This window comes from Bradyrhizobium sp. 26S5 (genome assembly GCF_036923295.1).
In the GTDB taxonomy this organism is placed as follows: domain Bacteria; phylum Pseudomonadota; class Alphaproteobacteria; order Rhizobiales; family Xanthobacteraceae; genus Bradyrhizobium; species Bradyrhizobium septentrionale.
In genome coordinates, this window is sequence record NZ_CP145948.1 from 4,925,531 (window position 1) to 4,945,039 (window position 19,509).

Annotated in this window: 21 protein-coding genes and 1 pseudogene; 7 read left to right on the forward strand and 15 right to left on the reverse strand. The window is 64.0% G+C overall.

What is annotated here, in order from left to right; genetic code table 11:
- The first annotated feature begins 512 nt into the window (after positions 1-512).
- The 3 genes from V5279_RS22795 to V5279_RS22805 all read left to right on the forward strand — a co-directional run bounded on the left by V5279_RS22795 (position 513) and on the right by V5279_RS22805 (position 2,751).
- Complete coding sequence (locus tag V5279_RS22795) at positions 513-1,103, forward strand: ANTAR domain-containing response regulator (RefSeq protein ID WP_029081869.1); 591 nt, start codon at positions 513-515, stop codon at positions 1,101-1,103.
- Positions 1,100-2,257: a CmpA/NrtA family ABC transporter substrate-binding protein gene (locus V5279_RS22800; protein WP_338687891.1), complete on the forward strand. Its 1,158-nt coding sequence runs from the start codon at positions 1,100-1,102 to the stop codon at positions 2,255-2,257. Before V5279_RS22795 ends, V5279_RS22800 begins: the two co-directional genes overlap by 4 nt.
- Positions 2,258-2,598: 341 nt before the next feature.
- A complete protein-coding gene (locus V5279_RS22805) occupies positions 2,599-2,751 on the forward strand; it encodes a hypothetical protein (protein ID WP_165123581.1) in 153 nt (50 codons plus the stop codon).
- Between the two features lie 74 nt (positions 2,752-2,825).
- On the opposite strand, the gene V5279_RS22810 is transcribed toward V5279_RS22805, so the two are convergent.
- The 4 genes and pseudogenes from V5279_RS22810 to pxpB all read right to left on the reverse strand — a co-directional run bounded on the left by V5279_RS22810 (position 2,826) and on the right by pxpB (position 6,020).
- On the reverse strand, positions 2,826-3,248 hold the full coding sequence (locus V5279_RS22810; RefSeq protein ID WP_338687900.1) for a hypothetical protein: 423 nt from the start codon (positions 3,246-3,248) through the stop codon (positions 2,826-2,828).
- 150 nt (positions 3,249-3,398) lie between these two features.
- Positions 3,399-4,172 (reverse strand): 5-oxoprolinase subunit PxpA, encoded by a 774-nt coding sequence (locus tag V5279_RS22815; protein WP_338687903.1) that lies wholly within the window; start codon positions 4,170-4,172, stop codon positions 3,399-3,401.
- A gap of 86 nt (positions 4,173-4,258) precedes the next feature.
- Positions 4,259-5,292, reverse strand: a pseudogene (locus V5279_RS22820) (biotin-dependent carboxyltransferase family protein).
- On the reverse strand, positions 5,289-6,020 hold the full coding sequence (gene pxpB, locus V5279_RS22825; protein ID WP_338687905.1) for a 5-oxoprolinase subunit PxpB: 732 nt from the start codon (positions 6,018-6,020) through the stop codon (positions 5,289-5,291). Before pxpB ends, V5279_RS22820 begins: the two are co-directional and overlap by 4 nt.
- Before the next feature lie 212 nt (positions 6,021-6,232).
- Here pxpB and V5279_RS22830 point away from each other — a divergent pair, with 212 nt between their 5' ends.
- The gene (locus V5279_RS22830; RefSeq protein WP_338687908.1) at positions 6,233-6,931 is read left to right on the forward strand and encodes a ribonuclease activity regulator RraA; all 699 of its coding nucleotides are present in this window, start codon (positions 6,233-6,235) and stop codon (positions 6,929-6,931) included.
- 23 nt (positions 6,932-6,954) lie between these two features.
- The gene (locus tag V5279_RS22835) at positions 6,955-7,359 is read left to right on the forward strand and encodes a (R)-mandelonitrile lyase (protein ID WP_166295564.1); all 405 of its coding nucleotides are present in this window, start codon (positions 6,955-6,957) and stop codon (positions 7,357-7,359) included.
- A gap of 69 nt (positions 7,360-7,428) precedes the next feature.
- On the opposite strand, the gene V5279_RS22840 is transcribed toward V5279_RS22835, so the two are convergent.
- Complete coding sequence (locus V5279_RS22840; protein WP_338687913.1) at positions 7,429-8,274, reverse strand: DUF2147 domain-containing protein; 846 nt, start codon at positions 8,272-8,274, stop codon at positions 7,429-7,431.
- Between the two features lie 180 nt (positions 8,275-8,454).
- Positions 8,455-9,228 (reverse strand): transporter substrate-binding domain-containing protein, encoded by a 774-nt coding sequence (locus tag V5279_RS22845; protein ID WP_338687915.1) that lies wholly within the window; start codon positions 9,226-9,228, stop codon positions 8,455-8,457.
- 86 nt (positions 9,229-9,314) lie between these two features.
- On the opposite strand from V5279_RS22845, the gene V5279_RS22850 reads away from it, so the two are divergent.
- Positions 9,315-9,839 (forward strand): DUF1993 domain-containing protein, encoded by a 525-nt coding sequence (locus V5279_RS22850; RefSeq protein ID WP_166295556.1) that lies wholly within the window; start codon positions 9,315-9,317, stop codon positions 9,837-9,839.
- Here V5279_RS22850 and V5279_RS22855 read toward each other — a convergent pair.
- The 8 genes from V5279_RS22855 to V5279_RS22890 all read right to left on the reverse strand — a co-directional run bounded on the left by V5279_RS22855 (position 9,836) and on the right by V5279_RS22890 (position 17,581).
- Positions 9,836-10,462, reverse strand: a complete 627-nt coding sequence (locus V5279_RS22855) for a hypothetical protein (RefSeq protein ID WP_338687919.1) — start codon at positions 10,460-10,462, stop codon at positions 9,836-9,838. The genes V5279_RS22850 and V5279_RS22855 overlap by 4 nt on opposite strands.
- A 183-nt stretch (positions 10,463-10,645) precedes the next feature.
- The gene (locus V5279_RS22860; protein WP_414645829.1) at positions 10,646-10,825 is read right to left on the reverse strand and encodes a hypothetical protein; all 180 of its coding nucleotides are present in this window, start codon (positions 10,823-10,825) and stop codon (positions 10,646-10,648) included.
- Positions 10,826-10,869: 44 nt separating this feature from the next.
- Positions 10,870-12,069 (reverse strand): amidase, encoded by a 1,200-nt coding sequence (locus V5279_RS22865; RefSeq protein WP_338687925.1) that lies wholly within the window; start codon positions 12,067-12,069, stop codon positions 10,870-10,872.
- 65 nt (positions 12,070-12,134) lie between these two features.
- Entirely contained in the window at positions 12,135-13,124 is a 990-nt protein-coding gene (locus tag V5279_RS22870) for a hydroxyacid dehydrogenase (protein WP_338687927.1), read from the reverse strand.
- Between the two features lie 29 nt (positions 13,125-13,153).
- Positions 13,154-14,254 carry an ABC transporter ATP-binding protein gene (locus V5279_RS22875; RefSeq protein ID WP_166295544.1) on the reverse strand — a complete coding sequence of 367 codons (1,101 nt, stop codon included), beginning with the start codon at positions 14,252-14,254 and terminating at the stop codon, positions 13,154-13,156.
- Between the two features lie 20 nt (positions 14,255-14,274).
- Positions 14,275-15,186 carry a carbohydrate ABC transporter permease gene (locus V5279_RS22880; RefSeq protein ID WP_338687933.1) on the reverse strand — a complete coding sequence of 304 codons (912 nt, stop codon included), beginning with the start codon at positions 15,184-15,186 and terminating at the stop codon, positions 14,275-14,277.
- Positions 15,186-16,124 (reverse strand): carbohydrate ABC transporter permease, encoded by a 939-nt coding sequence (locus tag V5279_RS22885; protein ID WP_029081854.1) that lies wholly within the window; start codon positions 16,122-16,124, stop codon positions 15,186-15,188. The genes V5279_RS22880 and V5279_RS22885 overlap by 1 nt, the downstream gene beginning before the upstream one ends.
- A gap of 116 nt (positions 16,125-16,240) precedes the next feature.
- On the reverse strand, positions 16,241-17,581 hold the full coding sequence (locus tag V5279_RS22890; protein WP_029081853.1) for an ABC transporter substrate-binding protein: 1,341 nt from the start codon (positions 17,579-17,581) through the stop codon (positions 16,241-16,243).
- 453 nt (positions 17,582-18,034) lie between these two features.
- Here V5279_RS22890 and V5279_RS22895 point away from each other — a divergent pair, with 453 nt between their 5' ends.
- Complete coding sequence (locus tag V5279_RS22895) at positions 18,035-18,793, forward strand: Spy/CpxP family protein refolding chaperone (RefSeq protein ID WP_414645830.1); 759 nt, start codon at positions 18,035-18,037, stop codon at positions 18,791-18,793.
- A gap of 259 nt (positions 18,794-19,052) precedes the next feature.
- On the opposite strand, the gene V5279_RS22900 is transcribed toward V5279_RS22895, so the two are convergent.
- Complete coding sequence (locus V5279_RS22900; protein WP_338687938.1) at positions 19,053-19,454, reverse strand: VOC family protein; 402 nt, start codon at positions 19,452-19,454, stop codon at positions 19,053-19,055.
- Between the last annotated feature and the right edge of the window lie 55 nt (positions 19,455-19,509).

Consider the following 19,509-nt stretch of genomic DNA (forward strand, 5'->3'; position numbering starts at 1 on the left):
GCGCCACGTTTCGTACACGGCTTGGCGCTCGACTGAATTACCTCCGGCCGCATCGTCATATCCAAAGTGAATTCCGCAACACGGGCAAATTTCGTGTGAAGATGACCGACCGATCCACGGCGCGAAGTCGAGACCGTATCCACAAGCAGGGCAGAGATCAGGCATGCGGCACTCCTTGAAAAGCAAGAGTTCGTTCCCGGAGCGCCCAAGCGCAAACCCTTTGCTTCACTTCTTGCCTGCTTTGCAGTCCAGATGACAGCCGCCTACGGGCGGCTTTTTTTGGCTCGGATTTTTACCGTATCGAATTACAAGGCAATAATTTCTATACATTCGTTGCTTCAGGGGCACCCCAAGGACACAAAGCTCACTTTCGGCGCGGCCGCCTCTTGCATATCTACCCAAATCTGCCTGATTGATGGGCAGGAGCTAGTCCCAATTGCCGAGAATTACAACCCTTTCCAGGGGCTTCCGGCATGTTATGGATGGCTTTGCCGGGTCCTCAAGAGTCGTCGATGAGCGCTGAGTCGTCTCCCAAGATCGTCATAGTCGACGAGAGCCCGATCCGCGCAGCCATCCTTGAGGAGGGGCTGCGGGAAGCCGGCTATACCGACGTCGTCCACATCAGCGAGATGCAGAGCCTGCTCTCGCGGATCTACGCGCTCGACCCCGATATCATCGTCATCGACCTCGAGAACCCCAGCCGCGACGTGCTGGAACAGATGTTCCAGGTCAGCCGGGCCGTGCGCCGGCCGATCGCGATGTTCGTCGACCAGAGCGACGCCGCCTCGATCCAGGCGTCGGTGGAGGCGGGCGTCTCGGCCTACATCGTCGACGGCCTCAAGAAGGAGCGGATGAAGCCGATCCTCGATCTCTGTGTCTCCCGCTTCAATGCCTTCTCCAAGCTGCAGGACGAGCTCGACCGCACCAAGCATGCGCTGGAGGAGCGCAAGGTGATCGACCGCGCCAAGGGCATCCTGATGAAGGTGAAGGGGCTGACCGAAGAGGAGGCCTACGTGCTGATGCGCTCGACCGCGATGCGCGAGAAGAAGAAAATCGGGGAGATCGCGCAATCGATCCTGACGGCGTCGGAGCTGCTGAAATGACCACACCCTTGCGCATCGGGTTCATTCCGCTGGTGGACGCGGCCGCGCTGATCGTAGCTGTCGACAAGGGCTTTGCCACGGCCGAAGGCCTTGACGTCACGCTGGTCCGCGAAGTGTCGTGGTCGAATGTCCGCGACAAGCTCAATATCGGCCTGTTCGACGCCGCCCATCTGCTGGCGCCGGTCGCGATTGCCTCAAGCCTCGGGCTCGGCCACGTCAAGGTGCCGATCGCGGCACCCTTCAATCTCGGGCTCAACGGCAACGCCATCACGGTTTCGCCGGCGCTGCACGCAGCGCTGATGGACGAGATCGACGGCGACCGCTTCGACCCGATGGCGACCTCGCAGGCGCTTGCCCGTGTGGTGGCGAAGCGGCGCAAGAGCGGGGCGGAGCCGTTGACCTTCGGCATGACCTTCCCGTTCTCGACCCACAATTATCAGCTGCGGTTCTGGATGGCGGCCGGCGGCGTCGATCCCGACGAGGACGTTCAGCTCGTGGTGCTGCCGCCGCCCTATATGGTGGACAGTCTCGCCAACGGCCATGTCGATGCATTCTGCGTCGGCGCGCCCTGGAATTCGGTCGCGGTCGATCTCGGCATCGGCCACATCCTGCACTTCGTCTCCGACATCCTGCTCAGTGCGGTCGAGAAGGTGCTGGCGGTGCGCCAGACCTGGTCGGAGAAGCATCCCGACGCCGTGGCGTCGCTGGTGCGTGCGCATCTGCGCGCCGCGGAGTTCATCGAGCAGCCCGAGAACCGGTCCGAGGTGGCGCGCATCCTCGCCCAGCCGGAGCGGATTGGCGTCGACGCCAGCGTCATCCAGCGCACGTTCGATGGCCGGCTGAAGATCGCGCCTGATGGCACCATGCGCGAGAGCAACCGCTACCTCCTGGTCGGGCGCGAAGCGGCGGCCCGGCCCGATCCGGCACAGGCAGCCTGGCTCTATGCCCAGATGGTCCGCTGGGGCCAGACGCCATTCAAGCCGGAGGCGCTGAAGGCTGCCATGGCGGTGTTCCGGCCCGATCTCTACGACGCCGCATCGGGCCGGCCGGTCGGCGCCTCCAATGCCATCGGCGCGTTCGCCGGTCCGCCCTTCGATCCCACTGACGTTCTGGGGCATCTGGCGGCCTTCAGGATCGGGCGCTGGAAGCCCTGAGCGCGACGCAGCGGCCGCTTCCACCGGGACGTGCACAGCCGGTGCGTTTTGTTGCTGGGACAAGGATGAGCAACAGACGCGGCAGCGGCCGCGCCTCAACTATCCACCTCCGGCTACTTTGCATGGGGTTGTTTTCGAGATTTTCGGCTATTGCGGGACTGGCGCAGGTTCCCGACGCCTCGAACTGCAACGAATAAGATTCTCGAGCCAGCGCGCGAGAAAGAATATTCCACTCGGAACCGAGTTCCCCGAGGTGGCGGTATCGCTATTTTCGCCGCCCGCTTGAATCCCGGCGCGAACGCTATTCCATATGCCCGAGAATGGGGCGTTGGAGATCGACCATGCGCGAACTATCGGCGGAAGCCCGCCTGCACTTTTACGCGCGACAAGTTTCAAGGAAGTCCGGAAGCGGAATTCATACCGCGGCGCTCTACAGCGCCTTCGCGGTGATCGCGGCCATCGTGTTTGGCACGCTGTCCGTCCATCCGTTCTGACGTTTTCAGAAAATTCAAAAGCCGCCGTCTGATTTCCTCAGGCGGCGGCTTTGTGTTGGCGGGATGCTGGTCGTTCAGTATCCGGAGCCGTATCCATATCCGTAGCCGTAACCGCCGCCACCGCCGCAGGTGTTGCAGGTCGGCTGCACCGGCGCGTAGTAGGAATAGCCCGGCGAGACCATCTGGGTGCGCTCCTGGGTGGCGTATTGCGGCGCGATGCGCTCATAGGCGACGCCCTCCGGCGCGACCATCACCGTCCTCGGCACCATCACGGTACGATACTGCGCCGGCGTGCGATGCGCGATCACGCGGCCCGGCGCCACCATCACGGTCTCCTGCACCGTGCGATATTGCGGCGGCACGCTCTGCACCTGGTAGCAGGTCGTGCAGGGCTGGGGCGGCGGCGTGTAGCAGCTGGAGCAGCCGGCGGATGCTGCGCTGGTGAAGGCGGCCGTGGCAACCGCGGCAATTGCGAGGGAGAGGCTGGTGCGGAACATGCTTTCGTACCCAATTTCCTGAGAGGACAATCAAAGGCTCGGAAGCTGCACCTAGCAACCAAACGGCAAGTTTGGGTTTAAGAAGACTCTTAACGGAATCTAAAGGGGCCGGCGCAGCGGCCGGCCCTTGTCAGTCGATGCGTTGACCGCTCAGTGCGCGGTCTTGAACGGCGCGACCGTGATGCCGGCCTTGCTCAACGTCTCACGCAGACCGCGCGCGATCTCGACGGCGCCATGTGTGTCGCCATGGATGCAGACGGTATCGGTCTGCATCTTGATCACCTTGCCGGTGACCGAGACGACGGCGCCATCCTGCACCATCCGCACCACGCGCTCGGCGATCGCCTTGGGATCGTGCAGCACCGCGCCGGGCTTCTTGCGCGACACCAGATTGCCGTCGTCCTCATAGGAGCGGTCGGCGAACACCTCATGCGCCATCCTGAGATTGGCGGCTTCGCCGGCGCGCACCAGCTTCGAGTTCGCAAGCACCACGAAGATGAGATTGGGGTCGACCGCCTTGATCGCATTGGCGATCGCCCTTGCGGTCATGTCGTCCTCGCAGGCGACATTAGAAATCGCGCCGTGTGCCTTCACATGGGTGACCTTGTGGCCGGCCGCGGTCGCGATCGCCTGCAAGGCGCCGATCTGGTAGGCGATCAGGTTCTCGATCTCCGAGGATGTCAGTCCCGGCATGGGGCGGCGGCCGAAGCCGTGCAGGTCGCGATAGCCGGGATGGGCGCCGACGCTGACGCCGCGCGCCTTCGCCAGCTCGACCGTCTTGCGCATGATGTCGGCGTCGCCGGCATGGAAGCCGCAGGCGACGTTGACCGAGGTCGCAAGCTCGATCATCGCGGCATCATTGCCCATTTCCCAGGGCCCAAAGCTTTCGCCGAGATCGCAATTGAGGTCGATGGTTGAGGTCATGACAACAGATCCGTTTGTTGTTGCTGGCTCTTCTGCTTGAGCATGATCTTTTCGGAAAACCGCTTCACACTTTTCCGGATCATGCTCTAGGGCACCGCGACCTGCCACGTCGCGGCGTCGATGGCGCTGACCGCCTGGCCAGCGACGTTAGCATCTCTCAGCGCCTCGATGTTGAGGCCAAAATCCTCGATGCCGCGGAGGCGGTCGGGCAGGGAGCGCAGCAGCGCGTGGAACTTGATCGCCTCGGCCTGCGCTTCGGCCATTGTCACCGCCTTGAAGCGGAACGGCCGGCCAGCGGAGATTTGCGCGAAGCGGCCGAAATCGGCCGAGATCACGGTCGCGATCTTCGGATAGCCGCCGCTGGTGCCGCGGTCCGGCATCAGCACGATCGGCTGGCCGTTGCCGGGCACCTGGATGCTGCCGTTCACGGTGCCGTCGGAGACGATGTTGTGGCCGTCGAGGTGTTTTATCACCGGGCCTTCGAGGCGGTAGCCCATCCGTCGCTGGTCGCCGAGATCTTCCACTCGCTGTCGGTGAACAGCTTCTTGTTTTCTTCGGCGAACTCGTCGTCCTGCGGGCCGAACACGATGCGGATCGGCGCATCGGTGGCGGCCGGCAATTCGATGCGGCGTTCGGCGGCGCCGCTGGCAGCCTGCGTCTTCAGCTCGTCGCCGCTCTGCAGCGGCCGCGGGTACGGACTGCCGAGCCCGGCGCGGGCGTTGACGGCGAGGCTGCCGAACATCGGCTCGCCCTCGATGCCGTGCTCGATCGCGAGATAGCTGAACGAGCCGCCGCGTGCGAACCCGAGAGTGAGCGTCTCGCCCTCGGCGAGGGTGGCCGTACCGTCGAAAGCAACCGCGCGGCCGCCGATATCGGCATTGCGCGGCGCGCCGGCGAGCCCGACGCGCACGGCGCCGCCACGCGCGGTGAAGGCCGCGCCGAACGGGCCGATCTCGACGGCGGCGGCGAGCAGATCATTGCCAACCAGCGTGTTGGAGGCGGCAAGCGAAAGCCGGTCCATCGCGCCGCTCGGCGTCAGGCCGTAACGCTGCGAGCCCGGACGCCCGCCGTCCTGCACCGAGCTTGCCGGGCCGATCGAGCTGACGACGAGCTTGCTCATGGCGTCACCAGTTCTGCGACGAACTCGCCGGCCTCGGCGGCGCGATCCTGTTCGGCAAAGGTCTTGGCGTCGACCGCCGTGAAGGTGATGGCATCGCCCGGCTCCAGCAGGAAGGTCGGATCGCGATGCAATTGGTAGGTTCGCACGGGGGTGCGGCCGAGCAGGTGCCAGCCGCTCGGGCCGGCCAGGCACTGCACGCCGGTCTGGATGCCGCCGATCGAGATGGTGCCGGCCGGGGTCAGCAGCCGCGGGTCCTTGCGCCGGGGCATGTGCAGGAATTTCTCCAGCCCGCTGAGATAGGACCAACCGGGCGTGAAGCCGATCATGGCGACGCGATAATCGCCGGCGACATGGCGCGCGACGATCTGGTCAGGCGTGGTCTGGAGCGCCTTCGCCACATCCTCGAGATCGATGCCGTGCTCGCCGCCATAGGTGACCGGGATGCGCCAGCGCCGCGTTCCGGTTTCGCTCGGCGGCGCCTTGGCGGCGCGCGCAAGCAGTTGCTCGCCGAGCACGTCGAAGGTGATCTGCACGGGATCGTAATGCACCAGCAGCGAGCGGTAGGTCGGCACGGTTTCGGTGATGCCTGTGATCGGCTCGGCTGCAATCAGGCGGTCGAGCGCGAGCACCCGCCGGTTGGCGGCGTCGTCGATGGTGCGGCTGAATTCCACCGTGATGGCGCTGTCGCCACTCGGCAAAAGGCGGGGAGGAGCTAGCGTTTCGGCCATTGGATCAAACGGACTCGTTGGCCATCAAGCTAGCGTGTTTTGCAGCGAAACGGAATTCGTCTCGTGCAAAAAGATACAGCAACTTCAATAAATTAATCGGCATGCCAACGATAAATTTAGATGATCGCACCATTTTCGCGCAGCCCTTGACGCAACGCCTTTGCCCGGCAACATGCGCCGGTCTTTTCCTCCCATCGGAGCAACCTTTCCAGATGTCACTGTCCGCCGAAGCGATCGCGACGCTGTCGCACGTGTCCACCGCCACCATCACCACCGTGCTGCTCAAGAAGGGCCTGCGCAACATCTGGATGCGCGGCACCAAGCCGCTGAAGCCGGGGCAGAAGCGGCTGGTCGGACCCGCCTTCACGCTGCGCTTCGTGCCGGCCCGCGAGGATCTGGCGACGCCGGAATCCTGGTCGTCGCCGATCTCGACCCGTACCGCGATTGAGGCGATGCCTTCGGGCTGCATTGCCGTGATCGATGCGATGGGCATCACCGACGCCGGCGTTTTCGGCGATATCCTCTGCGCGCGGATGGTCAAGCGCGGGGTGACGGCGTTGATCACCGACGGCGTGGTGCGCGACGTCGAGGGCGTGCTCGGCACCGGCCTGCCGGTCTGGTGCGACGGCTACGCCGCTCCACCGTCGGTCGCAGGCCTGACCTTCGTCGGCTGGGGTGAACCGATCGCCTGTGGCGGCGTTGCCGTGTTTCCGAACGACGTGGTGGTGGCCGACCAGGACGGCGCGGTGCTGATCCCCCAAGCCTTCCTCGATCATGTACTGGCCGAAGGGCCGGAGCAGGAGCGGATGGAAGCCTGGATAGTCAACGAGGTGAACAATGGCGCGCAGCTGCCGGGCCTTTATCCGATGAATGCCGAGACCAAGGCGCGCTACGCCGCAAGCAAAAAATAACTTCAAGAGAGGGAGGTAACCCCATGGATATCCACGTTTCCGGCTCGCGGCCGACCCGCCGCGCGCCGAAGGAGAACTTCACCGGCAGCGTGCTGCAGGACCCGATCAATATGGCGCCCGCCCCGGCGCGGCTGAACGCCTCGCGCGTGTCGTTCGAGCCCGGTGCACGCACGGCTTGGCACACCCATCCGCTCGGACAGACGCTCTACGTGATATCAGGCATCGGCCGCGTGCAGGCCAAGGGCGGCCCGATCAGGGAAATCCGCCCCGGCGACGTCGTCTGGATCCCGCCGAACGAGAAGCACTGGCATGGCGCGTCCCCCGGCAACAGCATGACCCACATCGCCATGCAGGAGGCGCTCGACGGCGTGTTTTCGACCTGGATGGAGCACGTCACCGACGAGGAATACAACGGCCAGGTCGGCTGAGACGTCGCAGCCAGCCAAGAAAAAAGCCCCGCTCATGAAGCGGGGCTTTTGCTTTTCCAATGGAGGCGATCAATTCACCCGCGTCCAGGTCTGGCCGCCGCAGAACATGCCGCCGAACGCGCAACCCTGGACGCGCAATGTATCGGAGTTCTTCATCGCAATGGTGGAATCGTAGGTGCTGCCGCTGCTGGGATCGAAGATGCGGCCGCTCCACTTGTCCTTGCCGGGCTTCATGTTGATCAGAATCTGTTCGCCGTTGACGTTCGACTTCTTGTCGACGGCGTAGCCGCAGAGATTGGCGCCGCATTGCTCGATGCGGACCGTGCCTTCCTTCTCTTCGGTCAGCCAGACGCCGAGCGGTGAATTGGCTGTCAGCACGGGATTAGCTGCCGGCCTGGGCGCAGCGGCCGGAGGCTGCGCGACGGCGCCGACCGTCGGCGCCAGGGCGGGCCTTGGCGCCGGTGCAACGCTTTGCTGCACAACTGGCGGCGCGGGTGGCGGTGGAGGCGTGGTCGCCGCAGCAGCCGGAGGCGGCGTGGCCGCGACGCTCGTGTTGGCTGGCTCCGTAGCTGTCGCTGGCGTGGGCGCCGCCGGGGCAGCTGCCTGATCAACGGCAGCCGGGGCGGGCGCTGCAGCCGCCGGCGGCGCGCCGGGCGCGGGCTGGGGATTTGTCGTGGGAGCTGTCTTGGCGTCAGTCTTGGCTTCGGTCGAAGCCGGCTTGCGCTTCTGCCCGGCGTCCTCGCCCTTGGCGCGTTTGGTGCGGCGAGGAGTATTGTCGTAGACGCCGGGGATCGAAACCGTTCCACGATCCGGATCGATCCGGATGGTACGGCCGTCATAGTCGAAGGTGTATTGCGCCTGCGCGGCCGCCGTGCCCGCCAACAAAAGCGTGGCGATCGCGAGAAGCTTCCTCATCTCGACCTCCAGTGCGGGAATTCCGTCCCGAGGCTACCTGACAAAGCTACGTAGGGACCGCCTCGTTGAACGTGACCAAATCACGCCCAAGATATGAGTCGTAGCCTCACGGCTTTGGTTCAAATGCCTGGATTGCAGTCTGGTTTCAGACCGAGCGCGTCAATTCATGCACGCCGCACGCTATTCAAACCACGCAGCATAGATTTTCGCGTAGCTGCCATCCTCGCGCGCGATATGAAGCCACTGGTCGACGAACGCTTTCAAGGCGACGTCGCGCTGCATCCAGTAGGCCTTCTCCGCGAAGTCGAACGGCTTGTCGGGGTGCACGGCGCAGAGCACGCCGGGATGCAGCTTCTGCTGATAGCGCGTCTCGGACGCATCGGTCATCATCAGGTCGGCGTCGCCCTTGGCGATCTCGTCGAAGATTTTTGTATTGTCGTTGAAGACGCGGATCTCGGCGGTCTTCACATTGGCGCGGGCAAAGCGCTCATTGGTGCCGCCGGGATTGACGATGACGCGGGTGCCCGGCTTGTCGATCTCGGCGATCGTCTCGAACTTGTCCTTGTCCGCACACCGCGCGATCGGGGTCTTACCCTCGCGCATGATCGGGGTAGAGAACAGGCCCTTCTTCTGCCGGTCGAAGGTGATGGAGACGCCGCCCATCGCGATGTCGAAACTGTCGGCCTCGAAATCCATCATCATCTGCGGCCACGATGTCGGCACGAACTCGACCTTGACGCCGAGCGCCTTGCCGAGCGATTGCGCCATGTCGACGTCGAAGCCGCGGAACGCCTTCGTCTCCTTGTCGAGCGCCGTGAAGGGCAGGTAGTCGCCGGTCATGCCGACACGCAAGGTGCCGCGCTTGACGATCTCGTCGAGCCGCGACGGCGCCTGCTGCGCATGCGCGGCAGACAGGAGCAAAGCGAGAGCGAGGCCGGCAAGCGCGCGAAACATCTGATGTCTCCGTCAATTCCCATGACATGTCGTTGCGGAGCATTTAGACCAGATGGGACGATCGAGCCAGCATAGCGGGTACAAAAGTGACCATCTCGCTCCATGAAGCATCCGTCGGCGTCTATGTGCCGTATCTGCGCAGTCTTTCCGCGCTGCTCGATCATGCGGAGGCCCACGCCAGGGCTCGCAACATCGATCCTGACGTGCTGCTGGCGATGCGGCTTTCGCCTGATATGTACAGCCTTCGCCAGCAAGTCGGAGAGGCGAACCGGCACGTCGTCCTGAGCTGCGCGTTGCTGGCGGGCTGCGCGCCGCCGGCCTTCGCTGAGGCGGAGCCCGATATCGCCGAGCTGAAAGCACGGATTGCGGCCACGATCGATTTTGCGCAGAGCCTGCCGCAGGCGGTGATCGAGGCCGCCGACGACAAGGACGTCGTCTTCACATTCCGGAGCGGCGCGACCAGGCCGTTCACGGGCAAATCCCTGATTCTGACCTTCAGCGTTCCGCAGTTCTTCTTCCACGTCGCAACGGCCTACGACATCCTGCGCCACGCCGGTGTCGATCTCGCGAAGAAGGACTTTCTGGGACCACCAAGGCCGCCGCAGGGCTAGCCCTCGTTGCTGTCCTTGCTCGCCCGAAGCGCGGTCGCGCTACGGCTGATCATCTCGTGCTTGAAATGCTCGAAGCGCCGCCGCGCTTCGGCCTCGCGTTCGTCGACGAACTTGATCGCGGCGTCGCTGTCCATCGGGCCGTTGACGTGAGGGCTCGATCCTTCGCCGACGGTCTCGTCGACATAGTAGCGGCCGTCGTCCTCGCGCACCGTCCAGCGGAAGCGCAGCGCGGCCATCGGGCCTGGGCCGGACTTTGAATAGCCGTTGGCCTCAATTGGGTGGGGCGGCGGTCGGACGGGCTCCGGCTCGCTCGGCACGGGTTCGACTGACTCTGCTTCGACTGACTTCGGTTCGACTGACTCTGGTTCGACCGGCTCAGGCTGCTCGATCGGCGGCGGCTCGACGGGCGCGACCTCGACGGCTTCGATGGAGACGACTCCGATGGTCGATGGCAGAGGCGGTGGCATCGCCACGGAGACCGGCGGCTCCTCGACGGGCTCGGCTGCCTTGTCCGCAGTCTTGTCCGGCGACTTGTCGGCTGCTTTGGCCGTCTCGGGAGGCGTCGTCGTCTGATCGAGAATGCTCGCGATTGCGGCGAGCGCATTGTCGGTCGGGTCGCTCACGGTTCGGTCTCCCAGGCATGACGCCGGCGGAATCGTGCCGACGCCCTTCCTATCTACCTGATCTGGCTACCCTTTGTCAGCCTGGAGCTTCGGCTCTGATTGAATCAGAGCCGAAGCTCCAGGGCTCTTTATCTGACGCGGTTTCTTGACGCGAACCGGGAGCCACTTCGCTCGAAAACGCTATTAGGCCGAGACCGGCGGGCGGCGGTCCTTCCAGGGACGGACCTGTTCGAGCTGGCCGGCCAGCCGGAACAGCAGACCTTCCTGGCCGAGCTTGGCCGCGAACATCATGCCGAGCGGCAATCCGGCCTTGTTCCAGGCCAGCGGCACCGACATCGCCGGCTGCCCGGACATGTTGAACATCGAGGTCCCCGGCATGTAGCGGCGCAAGACCGGTGCAATGTGGGTCAGATCCCGGACATCGTGTTCAGTTCGCCGAGGCGGAGCGGTGGCGCACACAAGGTCGGGCTGAGGAAGATGTCGCAGCCCTCGAAGAAGGTCGCAAGCGCGCGCGAGATCTGGAATGCCGCAAGCTGCGCGGCGACGTAGTCGACCGGTGTCAGCTTGACCGAATTCTCCGCGCTCGCCAGCGTCAGGCGCTCGACGTCGTCGGAGGTCAGCTTGCGCCCGACGCGCTGCTCGAGCAGGCGGATCGTCAGCGCCGTATTGCCGCCGACGATCGTCGTCATGGTCGCTGCCGGATCGGCCGCAAGCGGCGGCGCGCGCTCTTCGACATGATGGCCGAGGCCCGCCAGCAGCTTGGCAATGTCGCGGACCGCCGCGGCGATCTCGGGATCGATGGCGTCGCCATAGGGCGACTTGTCGGTGAAGCTGATGCGCAAATGGCCGGGATCGCGGCCAACCTCCTGGGAGAACGGCCGTTCCGGCGGCGGCGCGACGTAGAGGCTCGACGGCTCCGGGCCATGGATCGCATCCATCATGACCGCGCTGTCGCGGACGCTGATGCTGAGCACATGGCCGACGGAGAAGCCGCCCCAGCCTTCGCCGCGATCGGGACCACACGGGTTGCGGGCACGCGTCGGCTTCACGCCGAACACGCCGGAGGCGGAAGCGGGAATCCGGATCGAGCCGCCGCCGTCGCTGGCATGTGCGACGGGCAGGATGCGGGCGGCGACCGCAGCCCCCGCGCCGCCGGACGATCCGCCGGAGGAGTGGTCGAGATTCCAGGGATTGCGGGTCGGGCCGAACAGGCGGGATTCCGTCGTCGGCATCAGGCCGAACTCGGGGCTCGCGCTCTTGCCGAAGATCGTGAGGCCGGCGTCGAGGAAGCGCTGGGCCAGCGTGCCGTTGTGGTCGGCAACAAAGTCCTTCAACAGACTGGCACCCGACGTGGTGCGCGTGCCCTCGAGCAGGTCGAGGTCCTTCAGCAGGAACGGCACGCCGGTGAAGGGGCCGTCAGGCAATCCCTTGGCAATCTGGCGTTCGGCATAGTCGTAATGCTTGACGACGACCGCATTGATCTTCGGATCGACGGCGGCCGTGCGCGCGACGGCCTCGTCGAGCAGCTCCTTTGGCGTCACGTCCTTGTTGCGGACGAGCTCGGCGAGACCGACCGCATCGTAGTTGCCGAATTCCTTGAAAGCCATGTGGTACTCCGCATCGCCGGGCCGATCGCAAGGATCGGCCGCGGCGCAAGAGGAAGGCTGAACGGTCAGCCGAGGACGTCCTGGTTGATCACATTCTGGCGCAGCGGATTGCCGTCCAGCACGCTCAGGATATTGCGCGCGGTCTGCTCGCTCATGCGATCGACGGCCTCGACGGTGACGCCAGCAACATGCGGCGCCATGATTACGTTCGGCAAACCGTGCAGGGGCTGGTCGACCGGTGGCGGTTCGACCTCGAACACGTCGAGGCCCGCGCCGGCGATCTTGCCCGATACCAGCGCGTCGTGCAGCGCCTTCTCATCGACGATGCCGCCGCGGGCGGTGTTGATGAGATAGGCGGTCGGCTTCATCAGCCTGATCCGCGCCGCGTTGAACATGCCGACGGTCTCGGGCGATTTAGGGCAGTGGATCGTGACGAAATCCGCCCGCGGCAATGCCGCCTCTAAGCTCGGCACCGCCTCGCAGCCGGCCGCCGTGATCTCGCTGGCGGGCTTGTAGGGATCGTAGACCAGCACGTTCATTTCCATCGCAAGGCAGCGCTTGGCGGTGCGGGTGCCGATGCGGCCGAAGCCCACGATCAGGGCCGTCTTGCCGTAGAGATCGAACGGCAGCACGCCGAGCCGGCTCGCCCAGGTGCCGTCCTTGACCATTGCGTGCATTTCGTTCGCGCGCTTGGCCAGCGTCAGCATCATGAACAATGCCTGTTCGGCGACCGAGGGCGAGTTCGCGGTGCCTGCGACCATCAGCGGCACCTTGCGGCGGGAAAGTGCCGGCACGTCGACGGCGTCGTAACCGACGCCGATCCGGGTCACCACCATCATGCCCTTGGAGGCTTCCAGCTCTGCCTCGCCGAACCGGGTGGCGCCGAGCGCCACGCCATGGACCGGTGCATGCTGCTCCAGCATGGACTGGAAGTCCTTGGCCGAGATCAGGTTGGGAAATTCGATCAGTTCGACGTCGTCCCGCTCGTTGAGGAGCACCCGTGCCCCCGGCGACAGAGTCTGGGTGATGAAAATCTTCTTCTTGTTGGTGGCCATTTCCTGCCCTTGAGGTTTCTTGTACGCCGTCAAAGGACGGCGCCGGTCACCTCATTTAGCAAATGCATATTGTTGAGGTCCACAGCCAATCGGAGCGGGCTGCCATCCTGCGCGCCGGCGTTGGGATTGACCCGGCCGCAGAGCTGGGAGCCTTCGAGCGTGAAATAGACCAGCGTCTCCATCCCCATTGGCTCGGTGACGTCGAGCACCGCATCGAACGGCTCGATACCGGGCTCGGCATGCGGGCGGGCCTCCATGACATGCTCGGGCCGGAGGCCCAGCAACAGCTTGTCGGTGCGGGAAAGCGCCTGGTAGCGGGCGGCGCGCGCCGGCGGCAGCGGGAAGGTGAGGCGATCGGTCAGCCGCACGTTGAGCTTGCCGCCGACATCCTCGAGCCGGCACGGCACGAAGTTCATCGCGGGCGAGCCGATGAAGCTTGCGACGAACTTGGTCGCCGGCTTGTGATAGAGCTCGTTGGGCGTGCCGATCTGCTCGATCCTGCCGTGGTTCATCACCACCACGCGGTCGGCCAGCGTCATCGCCTCGACCTGGTCATGGGTCACGTAGACGGTCGTGGTGCGGACCTTCTGGTGCACCTTCTTGATCTCGATCCGCATCTGCACGCGCAACTTGGCGTCGAGGTTGGACAGCGGCTCGTCGAACAGGAACACTTTCGGGTTGCGCACGATCGCGCGTCCCATCGCGACCCGCTGGCGCTGGCCGCCGGAGAGCTGCTTCGGCTTGCGGTCGATCAGGTCGGTGATGTCGAGCATGCGGGCGGCTTCGGTGACCCGGCTCTTGATCTCGGCCTTGGGATAGTGCTTCAGCCGCAGCCCGAACGACATGTTTTCGGCGACCGTCATGTGCGGATACAACGCGTAGTTCTGGAACACCATCGCGATGTCGCGGTCCTTCGGCGGCACATCGTTGACGACGTCGCCGCCGATCATGATGTCGCCGTCGGAGATGTCCTCGAGGCCGGCGATCATCCGCAAGGTCGTCGACTTGCCGCAGCCGCTTGGGCCCACCAGCACCACGAACTCATGGTCGGCGATATCGAGGTCGATGCCGCGCACCGCCTCGACCTCGTCGTAACGCTTCACCACCTTACGCAAACTGACGTCAGCCATGAGTCCTACCTTTGTCGCGTTCAACCCTTTGTCGCACCGGCGGTCAGGCCGGCAATGTAGTAGTCCATCAGGAAGGCATAGATGATCAGCGGCGGCGCGGCGCCGAGCAGGGCGCCGGTCATGATCTGTCCCCAGTTGAAGACGTCGCCCTTAATCAGGGTCGTGATGATGCCGACCGGCAGCACCAGCTGATCGGTCGAGGTCGTGAACACCAGCGGATAGAGGAACTGGGCCCACGACACGGTGAAGGCAAAGATCGTCGCCGCGATCAGGCCGGGCAGGGCGACCGGGATGAAGATCCGCGTCAACGTCTGGAACCAGCTCGCGCCGTCGATGATCGCGGCCTCGTCGAGCTCCTTCGGGATCGAGGCAAAATAGCCGATCATGATCCAGGTGCAGAACGGCACCGTCAGCGTCGGATAGATGAACAGCAGGACGTACCAGCGATTGATGAGCTGGATGCCGGTCCAGTCGCCGATCACCGCGAACATCTTGAACAGCGGGATGAACAGCAGGCTGTCCGGAATAAGATAGGTCAGGAACACCCCGGTCGCGAGCGTCGCCGAGCCCCAGAACTTCATCCGCGCCAGCGCAAAGGCCGCCGGCACGCTGATCAGCATCGTGATGGTGACCACGATGATCGAGACCCACGCCGAATTCCAGAAGAAGCGGAGGAACTGGTTCGAGGTCAGCAACTCAGCGTAGTTGGAGAGCGTCGGATGATATACCCACCACGGGTTGGTCGCCGCGGAAATCTCCGCACTGCTCTTCAGCGAGGTGATCAGCATGTAGAGCGGCGGCACCAGCGAGAAGATCGCAAACAGCGTGAGAAAGAAATAGGACCAGCGCAGCGCCCAGGTCCGATCGCGGCTCATGCTGCCGTATTTGACCTTGCGGGTCGGTCCGGACTTGTCGATCGTCACCGTGCTCATCAGGATTCGTTCCCGCGTTTGGTGATGTCGCGCAGGATGAAGATCGCCGCGACCGCGAGGATCGGCACCATGAACAGCGAGACGCTGGCGCCGAGCGGAATGTCACTGCCCTCGATGCCGACGCGGAACGCCCAGGTCGCAAAGATGTGGGTGTGGTCGAGCGGCCCGCCGGCGGTCAGGATGCGCACGATGTCGAAATTGGCGAAGGTCACGATCAGCGAGAACAGCGTGGTGATCGCGATGATGTTGCGCATCATCGGCAAGGTCACGTACCAGATGCGCTGCCACCAATTGGCGCCGTCGATCGCGGCCGCCTCATAGAGCTGCTCGGGCACCGATTTCAACGCCGCCAGATACATGATCATGAAGAACGGCGCGCCGTACCAGACGTTGACCAGGATCACCGAGAAGCGTGCCCACATGGCATCGCCGGTCCACGGGATCGGCCCGATGCCGAAGAACGAGAGCGTGTAATTGAAGGCGCTGTAGGACGGGTCGAACAGCCACAGCCAGGCCAGCGTGCTCATGGCCGGCGGGATCACCCATGGCACCAGCAGCATGCCGCGCCATTTGCGCTGCTTGTTGGCCGGCACGTTGTGCACGAAATGCGCGACGATGAAGCCGATCAGCGCTTTGAACACCACCGCCGAGATCGCGAAAATGCAGGATTGCTTGACCACCAGCCAGAAGGTCTCGCGCTTGAACAGGAACTCGAAGTTGCCAAGGCCGACGAACTTGGTCATCGCCTTGTTCAGCGTCGCCAGATGCAGCGAGTAGATGGCCGGATAGATCACCAGCACGCCGATCAGGAGGATCAACGGCAGCGCCATCAGGAACGCGGACATCGATTTGCGCCGCAGCGCGTTGCGCAGACCGGTGCGCCGTCGCCCGCTCGGAGCTGCGGCTGTGCGGTTGGATTGGAATGCGACGTCAACCATAACGCAGGTCCCTCGCGCGGGTTGGTTGCACGGCTCGCCGGTTCGGCGGTCGGGATGTGAAGACGAGACCTCGCGCGGCCGGCACTACGGGCGGTCCCGCGAAAGCTCGCTTGTCGTCAGCTTCGCATGAAGCCTTCACACTCGCCCTCGGCCCAGGCGAGCGTCTTTTCCATGCTTTCACCCTGGTAGTAGCGCAGGCACATCTTGGTCAGGGTGGCCTGGAAGTAGATCTGCTGCGCGACCTTGGGCGGCGCAGGCGAGGCCGCCATCGACAGCGTCTGGTGTTTGAAGGGGTTCGGGTAGTGGTAGAGCGTGCCCTTGGGCGGCCCTACCTCTTCCCAGATCTTCAACGTCGTGAGCTTTTCGTAGGCCGGTAGGTCGTAGCCGCCGCTCGCGACCACCATCTTCTCGATCGATGCCGGTTGCGACAGATGGGACAGCAGGCTCTTGGCCGCTTCCTTGTTCTTCGAGAACGACCAGATCGACCAGAAGAACGGCAGATAGGGCGCGAAGCGTCCCTTGGGTCCGGCCGGGAAGCCGTGGGTCCAGCATTGCTCCGCGACTTGCGGGGCATCGCGCTTGGCGACCGCCCACGCGCTCGGCGGGTTCATGATCATCGCGCCCTTGCCAGCGACCAACCACTTGTTGTTGGAGGCATCGTCCCATGCGGAGACGTCGGGTGGCAGGAAAGCGAGCAGCTTCTTGTAGAACTCGAGCGATTGGCGCACCGCGTCGGTCTTGACGGTGAGGTTGCCCTTGGCGTCGACCAGCTGCGCGCCGAACGAGTTGAAGATCGCGCCGGCGGTGTCGACATTGTCGCTGGTTTCGCCGAGACCGATGCCGAACGGGAAGCCGGCCTTGTGGCAGGCTTCGGCCGCCTTGAGGAACGTATCGAGGGTCCAGTTGTCCGCCTTCGGCGGGCTTCCGGCCGGATACATCTCCTGCACGTCGATGTTGGCGTGCTTCTTCATCAGATCGATGCGCGAGCAGGGGCCCTTGATCTGGCTGCCGACGCTGGCGGGAACACCGAGCCATTTGCCGTCGGCCTGGCCGAGATATTTCACCGTGCCGTTGACGTCGCCGTTCAGCTTGATGAGCGGGTCCATGATGTCGTTGACCGGCTCGAGCAGCTCGGCATTGGCCTGTGGCCACCAGGTCGGCATCTGGAAGATATCGTGACCGGATTTCGCCTGCGCCTCGGCGGCGATGGTGACGATGTTCTTGTTGCCCTGGCTGGTGATGTAGTCGATCTGGACCTCCACCTTTTCCTTGGCGGCCCATTCATTGACCAGCTCGGTGGAGGCACTGTTCGCGCCCGGCACCCAGTGATCCCAGAAGCCCATCGAGAGCTTTCCGGCTGCGTAGGCGCCACGCACGTAGGGGGCTGTAATGAGCGCCGCCGATGACAGCGCTGTCGCTGCAACGAATTCTCGGCGCGAAAGCTTCTTCCGTGACATGGCATTCCCTCCCTGGTAGCCAACGGACAAAAGACTTTTTGAATCCCGATGTTCTTTTTTGTGCGTCGCGTTCGCGCGACATCGCGGGATTTCGTTGCACCAATCAGAACAGAATTGCCGGCCGCTGTCGAGAAACGTAATGCCTGTGCCACGTAGAACTAACGTTGTGGTCAAATCGCAGGCAGTGTCGTCAGCCTCACTGCAATTTCCGGCGGTTTGCTGCACGCCTTGCGATCATGTTGCGACGCACGCACGAGTTGCCGCTTATACATTCGCGGACGGTGCGCCGTTGCGCCGCAGGTTTCCGGTCAAGCCTGATCGAGCCGTGTTCCGTCATGTTGATGCCCCGCGCGAGCAATAGACTTGCCGAAGCTGGAAACGATAAAGTCCGGATTCGTCGAACCTACCCCCGCATCAGTTCTGTAATCCACCATCGATCACGGAGACCCGATCATGCTCAACCCGGTAGCGAAGCTGCGAGCACAATGGCGATTGTGCGCCGCGGTTGGGGCCGCCACCGTCATGCTGCTTGCGGTGCCTCGTATCGTCGATGCGCAGATCGTGCAGGGCGTCGAGAAGGGCGCGCGCGAGGGCAACAAGGCCGCCGGACCGGTTGGCGGCGTTCTGGGCGGCGCGATCGGCGGGGTCGTCGGGGTGGTGACCGGCGTGACCGGGGTGTTCACCGGCAACAATGCCAACAACCCCAGCCCCAATGCTGGCGGCGGCAAGAATGCACAGGCTCCGGCCCCCAGTGACAAGCAGGGCGCCAAGGGCACCAAATCGGCCAAGGCCGCCGCCAAGGACAAGGGCGCGAAACAGCAGACGGCCGTGCTAACCCAGGATGGGGCGCCGCAGCTCACGGCTGAGCAGATGGTCGCCAACAGCGACGCCAACATCGAGCGGATCAAGAAGGAGCTGAATCTGACGCCGGAGCAGGAGAAACACTGGTCCGGTTTCAACAGCGCGATGCACTATCTCGGCCACAACGGCGCCGATCGCCTCAACCTGCGCATTGCGCGCGCGCAGCGCGATCCGCCTGACGACATCATCGAGCAGATGCGCAATGAGGCCCAGTTCCTCAACGACCGCGCGGTCGATCAGCGCAGCGTCGCCGACGCCGCGGAGCCGCTCTTTGCGAGCCTCGACGACAAGCAGAAACAGATCTTCATCAACGAAATGGTCCGCCTCAGCCACGAACGCGGGCTCGACTAAAGGATCCATCGTCAGCGAAGTGGGGACGAATAGCCGGGCCACCAAGCCCTGGGGTAGGTTAAAGGCGCAGCACCCGGCTATTCTGCCGCAGCGGCGCGGCCCGGTTAATTCGTCATTCAATGTTGAAGAAAAACGGACCGGATCGCGCCCGAGTGATGGCCGAGTCAGGGCCTTGTCGGGAACCGCTTGCGCGACATGAAAATTGGCCGACGCACGCGCCGGCCAATTGTTGAGCAGGGGTGATCCGGCGAAAGCCGGTTCAGCTCCTCGGGAAGTTCAGTTCCACCCCGACGCCGTCGGGATCGTAGAGGAAGATCTGGGTATCGCCGGTGCGCGGCACGATCTGCTCGCGGAACGTGACGTTCTTCGACTGCAGGCGCGTGCGCACGGCTTCGACGTCGGTGGCGGCAAAGGCGATATGGTCGAGGCGGCCGGTGTCCTCATATTTCTTCTCGGTGCCGCGCACCACGATGCCGTCCCGCGGCTTGCGGGTGCCCATTAAATGGACGGTGGCCTGGCCGCCCGAATAGAGCCAGTAGCCGGGGAAATCGAGCGGTGGCCGGTCGCCGTTCTCGAGCCCGAGCACGTCGCAATAGAACTCCTTGGTGCGCTCGAGATCCTGCGGCTCGATGGTGTAATGCTGTAGTCCGCCCAATGGCATGGTTCTTCTCCTTGAGAATTAGGGTTAGAGCGTTTTCGAGCGAAGTGGGTACCGG

Coding starts and splice junctions, on each gene's coding strand:
- V5279_RS22795 (WP_029081869.1), top strand. CDS start 513: ATGAGCGCTGAGTCGTCTCCCAAGATCGTCATAGTCGACGAGAGCCCG.
- V5279_RS22800 (WP_338687891.1), top strand. CDS start 1,100: ATGACCACACCCTTGCGCATCGGGTTCATTCCGCTGGTGGACGCGGCC.
- V5279_RS22805 (WP_165123581.1), top strand. CDS start 2,599: ATGCGCGAACTATCGGCGGAAGCCCGCCTGCACTTTTACGCGCGACAA.
- V5279_RS22810 (WP_338687900.1), bottom strand. CDS start 3,248: ATGTTCCGCACCAGCCTCTCCCTCGCAATTGCCGCGGTTGCCACGGCC.
- V5279_RS22815 (WP_338687903.1), bottom strand. CDS start 4,172: ATGACCTCAACCATCGACCTCAATTGCGATCTCGGCGAAAGCTTTGGG.
- pxpB (WP_338687905.1), bottom strand. CDS start 6,020: ATGGCCGAAACGCTAGCTCCTCCCCGCCTTTTGCCGAGTGGCGACAGC.
- V5279_RS22830 (WP_338687908.1), top strand. CDS start 6,233: ATGTCACTGTCCGCCGAAGCGATCGCGACGCTGTCGCACGTGTCCACC.
- V5279_RS22835 (WP_166295564.1), top strand. CDS start 6,955: ATGGATATCCACGTTTCCGGCTCGCGGCCGACCCGCCGCGCGCCGAAG.
- V5279_RS22840 (WP_338687913.1), bottom strand. CDS start 8,274: ATGAGGAAGCTTCTCGCGATCGCCACGCTTTTGTTGGCGGGCACGGCG.
- V5279_RS22845 (WP_338687915.1), bottom strand. CDS start 9,228: ATGTTTCGCGCGCTTGCCGGCCTCGCTCTCGCTTTGCTCCTGTCTGCC.
- V5279_RS22860 (WP_414645829.1), bottom strand. CDS start 10,825: ATGTTCAACATGTCCGGGCAGCCGGCGATGTCGGTGCCGCTGGCCTGG.
- V5279_RS22865 (WP_338687925.1), bottom strand. CDS start 12,069: ATGGCTTTCAAGGAATTCGGCAACTACGATGCGGTCGGTCTCGCCGAG.
- V5279_RS22870 (WP_338687927.1), bottom strand. CDS start 13,124: ATGGCCACCAACAAGAAGAAGATTTTCATCACCCAGACTCTGTCGCCG.
- V5279_RS22875 (WP_166295544.1), bottom strand. CDS start 14,254: ATGGCTGACGTCAGTTTGCGTAAGGTGGTGAAGCGTTACGACGAGGTC.
- V5279_RS22880 (WP_338687933.1), bottom strand. CDS start 15,186: ATGAGCACGGTGACGATCGACAAGTCCGGACCGACCCGCAAGGTCAAA.
- V5279_RS22885 (WP_029081854.1), bottom strand. CDS start 16,124: ATGGTTGACGTCGCATTCCAATCCAACCGCACAGCCGCAGCTCCGAGC.
- V5279_RS22890 (WP_029081853.1), bottom strand. CDS start 17,581: ATGTCACGGAAGAAGCTTTCGCGCCGAGAATTCGTTGCAGCGACAGCG.
- V5279_RS22895 (WP_414645830.1), top strand. CDS start 18,035: ATGCTCAACCCGGTAGCGAAGCTGCGAGCACAATGGCGATTGTGCGCC.
- V5279_RS22900 (WP_338687938.1), bottom strand. CDS start 19,454: ATGCCATTGGGCGGACTACAGCATTACACCATCGAGCCGCAGGATCTC.